5 protein-coding genes are annotated in these 6,787 nt (G+C 45.4%); 1 reads left to right on the plus strand and 4 read right to left on the minus strand.

What is annotated here, in order from left to right; translation table 11 throughout:
- The 3 genes from VIP81_RS21420 to VIP81_RS21430 form a co-directional block, all read right to left on the minus strand.
- Positions 1-715, minus strand: a 715-nt coding sequence (locus tag VIP81_RS21420) for a RagB/SusD family nutrient uptake outer membrane protein (RefSeq protein WP_331966058.1), incomplete at its 3' end; no start/stop codon positions are given.
- Positions 716-732: 17 nt separating this feature from the next.
- Positions 733-4,017, minus strand: a complete 3,285-nt coding sequence (locus tag VIP81_RS21425) for a TonB-dependent receptor (protein WP_331966060.1) — start codon at positions 4,015-4,017, stop codon at positions 733-735.
- Positions 4,018-4,161: 144 nt separating this feature from the next.
- Positions 4,162-5,313, minus strand: a complete 1,152-nt coding sequence (locus VIP81_RS21430) for a FecR family protein (protein WP_331966063.1) — start codon at positions 5,311-5,313, stop codon at positions 4,162-4,164.
- A 116-nt stretch (positions 5,314-5,429) separates the two neighbouring features.
- Here VIP81_RS21430 and VIP81_RS21435 point away from each other — a divergent pair, with 116 nt between their 5' ends.
- Positions 5,430-5,984, plus strand: coding sequence for a sigma-70 family RNA polymerase sigma factor (locus tag VIP81_RS21435; protein WP_331966065.1), 555 nt, complete (start codon positions 5,430-5,432; stop codon positions 5,982-5,984).
- A 90-nt stretch (positions 5,985-6,074) separates the two neighbouring features.
- Here VIP81_RS21435 and VIP81_RS21440 read toward each other — a convergent pair whose 3' ends face one another.
- A complete protein-coding gene (locus tag VIP81_RS21440) occupies positions 6,075-6,575 on the minus strand; it encodes a DUF1772 domain-containing protein (RefSeq protein ID WP_331966068.1) in 501 nt (166 codons plus the stop codon).
- Positions 6,576-6,787 lie beyond the last annotated feature (212 nt).

The raw sequence follows: 6,787 nt of genomic DNA on the forward strand, positions 1-6,787 counted from the left end.
GACTGGCAGCATATAACAATAAGCGGGATTTAATAGATAAGGCAATCCCCCGTGTCATTCTGCCAAAAGCCAGGTCACTGGCCTGTCCGTTCATGGAAGGCACCAATGGTAAAACAGCGGCGGCCTGGTCTAACTGTTCGCTTACATAATTCACACATTCATCGAAGGTGCCGCGGGGCAGCTGCATTTCTGCTGCCGGCGCATCCGGTGCCAATACGCTATCCCCGGCTAATACCACCGGTCCATACTGCCGCATCAGCAGGAAGTAATAATAGGCGCGTAAACAGCGGGCTTCCGCTTTGTACTGGTCTATCATCCCCTGCCCGTACAAACTTTTGATCTCTATGTTTTCATCGATATGCGCAATGAAGTAAGAGGCAGAACGGATGCCGTTGTAGTAGTTGCCCCATTTATCATAGAGGGCATTACCCGCGCTGATATTACCGATATTCAGGGCATAGGTATTGTATTTGGACCAGGTAATATCTCCTTCGTCACTGTTGCCCAGCCAGGGATAATTATTCCATTGATCAGATTCATCATCCACATAGCTGTATACGTTCGCCAGGAATTGTTCAGAAGGGCCTTTTTTACGGAATACTTCTTCTATGGTGATACGGTCATTGGGTACCTGGTCGAGATACTTACTGCATCCACTTACTAACAGTACGCAGCAAAAAACCAGGATCACATTTGATATTATATTGCTTTTCATTTTTCTCATTTTTATGCTTATCTGAAAGTGAGTTTAACACCCGTATTGAAAGTTTTAACAAGCGGATACTGCGCACCACGGCCATCTCCCAGTTCCACATCCCACAACTTAAATCCGCTGATGGTCGCCAGGTTATTACCGATAAAGTAAAGATTCACCACAGATAGTCCTGCTCTTTTAAGCCATGGCTGACCGGAAAAGGCGTAGCCAAACTGTAAGGTTTGCAGGCGTAAAAAAGCGCCGTTCTTTACCCACCAGGAGCTGGAGGCATAGTTCATATTGTCGTTGCCGTAAGTCAGTCTGGGATATAAAGGACGTTGGTTCGGGTTGTCCGGGGTCCAGCGATCGGTGATCTGCTCCAGCAGGTTGCCGCGTTCGCCGCCCTGACTAAAAGGTTGCAGCCCGTCGCCGTTCAACTGAATATCTACATTGCTGATACCTTTAAACCATCCTGCAATAGACCATCCTTTCCAGTTGAGGGTAGGGCCAAAGCCGTACACTATTTCCGGGATGCTGCCATAGCCAATAGGTCCCATGTCGTAGCTATCAATTTTACCGTCTGCATTCAGATCTTTGTATTTGATATCACCGGGCATATTGGTACCGGTTTGATAAGGGCTGCTCAATACATCCGCTTTGGAGGTATACAGTCCCAGATCGGTGTAACCAAAGCGCTGGCCCAGTTTACGACCAATGCGTTGCTGCCAGGGATAAGGCCAGGGTGCGTTGGCATCGTTGATGATCATAGCGCGGTTCCAGGTAAAATTTCCCCTGAAACCTACATTCACCTCGCCCCATTTTTTATTGACTTCGAGTGTAGCGTCTATACCTTTATTATGAATTTCGCCGAGGTTAGCATAAGGCAGGTTACGAATACCTGCATAGCTGGGCACATCTCCTCTATTCCGGAAAATACCGGTACGGTTTTCATTAAACAAGTCTACCACGAGTGATACCTGGTCATGAAATGTTTTGAGTTCTATACCGAGATTCGCTTTCTTCGCTTTTTCCCAGGTAACAGATACGGCATAGTCGCCTATGTCCATTCCATCCAGGCTGCTGTTGGAGTTATTGGCGCCATAGGAATAGTTGCCATTACCACCGCCCACCGTAGAGATATAAGCGAAACGACGACCTCCGATATTACCATTACCCACTAATCCATAAGAGAAGCGGACTTTCAGGAATTGTAAGGTATTCAGCATTGGCTGAAAGAAGGCGGCTTCAGAAGGTACCCAACCCACACCAAAAGAGGGGAAGAAACCGAAGCGTTTGGAAGGTTCAAATGTTTCAGAACCATTGTAGCCGAAGTTGGCTTCTGCCAGGTAAGTATTATTCCAGGCGTAGGTAACCCTGCCTGCCAGGCCCATATAACGGTAAGGGATAGACGACATAAAATCACCGGCGAAAGCATCCTGGCGGTCGGACTGGTTAAACAGCACCATGCCCGTTACATCATGCTTGCCGAAAGAACCTTTATAGTTCATGGCTGCTTCTGTATAAAACTGCCGCGTACCGCCATTAGAACGGTTGTAGCCCAGGTAGCTGCTACCGATAGAGGTTTGAGTCAGCAACAGGTTGCCGGCACTATCTCTTCCGGAAGCCTGGTATCCATCCATGGTTTTGGTACGGCTAATCGTATGTGCGTTATAGTTATCGAAAGAAAACATACCGGTAACAGATAACCCTTTCAACCAGAAATCGAGGTCCTGCGTGAGGCGGATATTACTCCACAACTGACTTCTGAATTCAGATACATAACCGCTTTGCGTGAGGAGATTATAGGGGTTATTGATATCGCCGGTGCGCAGCTGTGAATGCGCGCCATTGGAATACATTTTAGGAATCAGGATCGGAGGCAACAGGTAAGCCGCGCCCCAGATGGCATCTACAGAGTTGCCCGGGAAGTTACCATTGCTGATCCATCCGGCAGCACCAAAATCTACTTTGGTAGAATTGGTCAGCTTCAGGGTGAGATTAGAGGTAAAATTGTATCGGGTAAATTTGATTTGAGAGTTATAGTTAGCCAGACCATCTGTTTTATACATTCCTTTCTCATCGTAGTAGCCCACGGATAAATAATACTGGGCTTTATCAGAACCACCGTTGGCATTTACTCTTGCCCTGCGGTTCTGGCCATATTTATTAAATAGTTCATGGAACCAGTCTACATTCGGGTACAGATCCGGATCTTCACCAGTAGCGGTTTTATTGATTCTGTCGGCAGAATATTTAGGCAGCGGATCAGAAGGGTTGCTGTTTTTATACGCCTCATTCGCCATATTCATGTAGGTAACCCCATCGGCAAACTTTGGTATTTTGGTAAACTGTGTCAACCCCTGATCGTATTGTGCATTGATCAGGGTTTTACCAATTTTTCCGCTTTTTGTCTGGATGAGAATTACACCGTTAGCGCCTCTCACACCATATACTGCGGTGGCAGAAGCATCTTTCAGAATACTGAAACTGGAAATATCTTCCGGGTCTACGTTGGCGAAATCTCTTTCAATACCATCTACCAGTACCAGCGGGCTGCTGTTGGTAAACGTAGAAATACCACGGATATAGATTTCTGCATTATCATACCCAGGCTGACCGCTGCGTTGTACACCAATCACACCCGCAACACGGCCTGCGATGGCATTCGTTAAATTGGCGGAAGGCAGTTTCAGGTCTTCTGCGCGGATACTGCTTTGTGCACCAATGGTAGTCACTTTCTTTTGCTGTCCATACCCTACCACTACTACGTCTGCGAGGTCAGAGGCTTTGTCTTTCAGGATCACGTCCAGCTTGGTCTGCCCATTTAATGGAATCTCCTGTGGCAAGTAACCGATAAAGGTAAAGATCAGTACATCATTGGAAGAAGGCAGGCTGAGAGAGAAGCTACCATCTTCTTTTGATAAGGTATTCACGTTATTATTTTTACTGCGGATAGTTACCCCTGGCAAAGGCTGGCCTTTTGAATCGGTTACTTTTCCGGCTACGATCTGGGATTTCCGGGCAACAGTTTCACTTTCTTTTTTCCGGATAACAATCGCCTTATCCAGGATACTATAACTGAGGGGCTGTCCTTTAAAACAGGCGTCCAGCAGCTGTTTCAAGGGCTGATTCACCACATTCACCGTTACAGGTACGGTTGTTTTCAGCAAATCATTTTCATAAATAAAAGCCAACCCTGTTTGCTTTTGGATTTTTTTAAATACGCTTTCCAGCGATTCCTCTTTTACCTGGAGCGTAACGGTTTGTGTTTGTGCATGCGCGTTAAATCCGAGGATCAGCAGGATCGCCAGGAAAACGGACATAAGGACTGTTTTCAGGCATAGTTTTTTTGCAGGCACGCAGGATGCTATCCTGTGCAGGCATGAACGTGGATGACTATTCATCTGACAAGTGATTGATTAAAAAAAGTAACTGATTAAATTAACGTGGCGTTTTGGTTGATCTGACTATGGAATGGTTACCATTAATTGATTGTTTATTATTCTAAAGTTCATAGCTCCTGTTAAATCCAGGATCTTAAGTACGTCTTCTATCTTTTTATTTCTATCGATTTTACCGCTAAATCTCTTTGATACATTTCCGGAGGAAAAAATAACTTTCATATCATACCATCTGCCTATTTCCAACATAATTTCATCGATCCTTTCATTTTCAAACAGGAATAAGCCTTCTTTCCAGGCGGTTACGGCTTCTACATTCACGTTGCCTGACCAGGACTGTTGATTCGTTGTGTTATAATGCAGCTGCTCTCCTATGTGGAGCGTTTTTTCATTAGCGGGTAACTTTACATTGACCGCACCAGTGAGCAAGGTGGTTTTAGCTATTTTTTCTTCGGGATAAGCTTTTATATTAAAGCTGGTACCCAATGCCTGTACCGCCGTTTCATTCACGTGTACAATGAATGGGTGAGCAGGATCTGCTACTACGTCGAAGAAGGCTTCTCCCGTGAGATACACTTCTCTTTTGTTACTGGCAAACCAGGCCGGATAGCGTAAGGAAGAAGAGGCGTTTAAGCGCACCTTTGATCCATCTGCCAGGGTAATGCTGAACTGCATTCCGCCGGGAGTAGTGAGGGTATTCATTTCCGGGGCGGCCGTTTGATTGGCTACGGCCCCATGTTGATACGATAATTGTTCGCTGTTATTTTTATTCACCGCTACACCGGAAGCTTCTGCTACAGTACCTTTCCTGGCATCTGTAATCGAAATCTTTTTCCCATTTCCCATGGTGAGATAGATTTTCTTTTCGGATTTCTCTTGCGCAGATACCGCAGTAGCCAGCTGTTGTCTTTGTTGTTCCTGCAGGCGCTGATATAATTTCACGCCATATATACCGAAACCAATACCAGCGATCACAGCCGCTACTCTCCATTTATTCCACCAAACCGGTTTGAATTGTACCGGCTCCATACGGGTGCTGTCTGCCAGTCGGCCTGCAATAGCTGCTTTGATCGACGACTTTTCCTGTGCATCCAGGTCCCAGATACCGTCTTCCAACTCCATCTCGTCCTGGTAGGCATTGAGCTCCGCTATCTCTTCCGGCGTACATTCTCCGTTCAGAAACCGCTGGTATTTTATCAGGAATTCGCTTTCAGTCATTGCATGGTCTTTCATTGTATGTATGGAAAACGGAGGCACACACACATCATTTAGAATATTTTTTTTTTAATTTTCTAACGCTTATCTTTTCGGGGTTTTAACAAACCACATATGAAATGTTCCACAAAGAAATAACTGACACACAACTGTGGAATGCTGTCCGTGCCAATGATCAGCAGTCATTTAATAAGTTATTCGATAAATATTGGGTGAGCGTTTATAAAACAAGCTACAAATACCTGAGAGATAAGGAAGGCAGTCAGGAGATCGTTCACGATATATTTTTAAGCATCTGGAACCGGCGGCATGAATTGGTAATTGATTCATTTCCGGCCTTCCTGTTGACAGCTGCACGTTACCAGATTTATAGCCGCAAAAAGCTAAAACGATTTACATTCGACAGCACCAGTGAACTGGCGGCTGATCCATATACTACGTCTAACGACGCCGATATCCGTATTCGTCAAACGGAACTGAACAACAATTTGCAGTTAACGCTGCGGGGCCTGCCCAACCGCTGCCAGGAAATATTTCGTATGAGCCGGTTTGAATGTTTGTCTAACGACGAAATAGCCATGCATTTGGGGATCTCCAAACGCACGGTAGAAAATCAGTTAACGATGGCATTACGGCATATCCGTTCTCATATGAAGGATATTGCCGAACACTAGCTATGCCTGTTTATCCCTCTGCATCACTACTTTTGTTCCCCTCTGATATCTCTTTCTTTCCCCTTCTTTCTATTACCACCTACTCTTACATCAGGCTTTATTTGAAAAAATACAGGCAATAATCACGAATATTACGGAGATAGTGCCGGCGATAGCCCTTACCAGGTTCAGGCTGTTCCAGGGGCCTTCAAAACGTAAGCGCTGTGCTGCCAATTGTTCCGCAGAAGCTGCATGGATATTAAAAACGTCGAGCGCGTTATTCATAGGAACATTACCCACCATTGTCACCCCAAATACGCCAATACCATAGGCAAACGTAGCCATCAGCAGGCACCAGAAGGCGCCGGAAAGGGGTTGTTGATAATGCATATAGGTACATACCGGCAACAGCAGCAGGGTTCCCATAAACACAGAGAGGAAAAATCCATTCAGAATAGCCCGGTTCATCACCTGCATGGCAGACAGATAGGCGCTGTCCGGCAGCCGCGCAATGCCATTGGTAACAGAAACAGACCAGGCGTAAAACAGGCCCGCCATCAGGGCGGTAGAAGTAGCGGTGACGATTAGCAGTATGGTAGAAAACTTAAACATGTGGGTGATGATTTATTGCTCAGTGCAAATTACAATGGGTGTACACGTTAAAATAGAACAAAACCGACAGCCAGTCAAATCCTTTTTACCGGATACTTTTCGATAGCCCGCACAGGAAAATAAAAAGAACGACTTCTTCATAACCATATGTAAAGCGGATAAAATACGGCTATTTATTTTTAAATTAAAAGCAGAGTTGGATATGCGGGTAA

This window comes from Chitinophaga sp., assembly GCF_036566945.1.
Lineage (GTDB): Bacteria > Bacteroidota > Bacteroidia > Chitinophagales > Chitinophagaceae > Chitinophaga.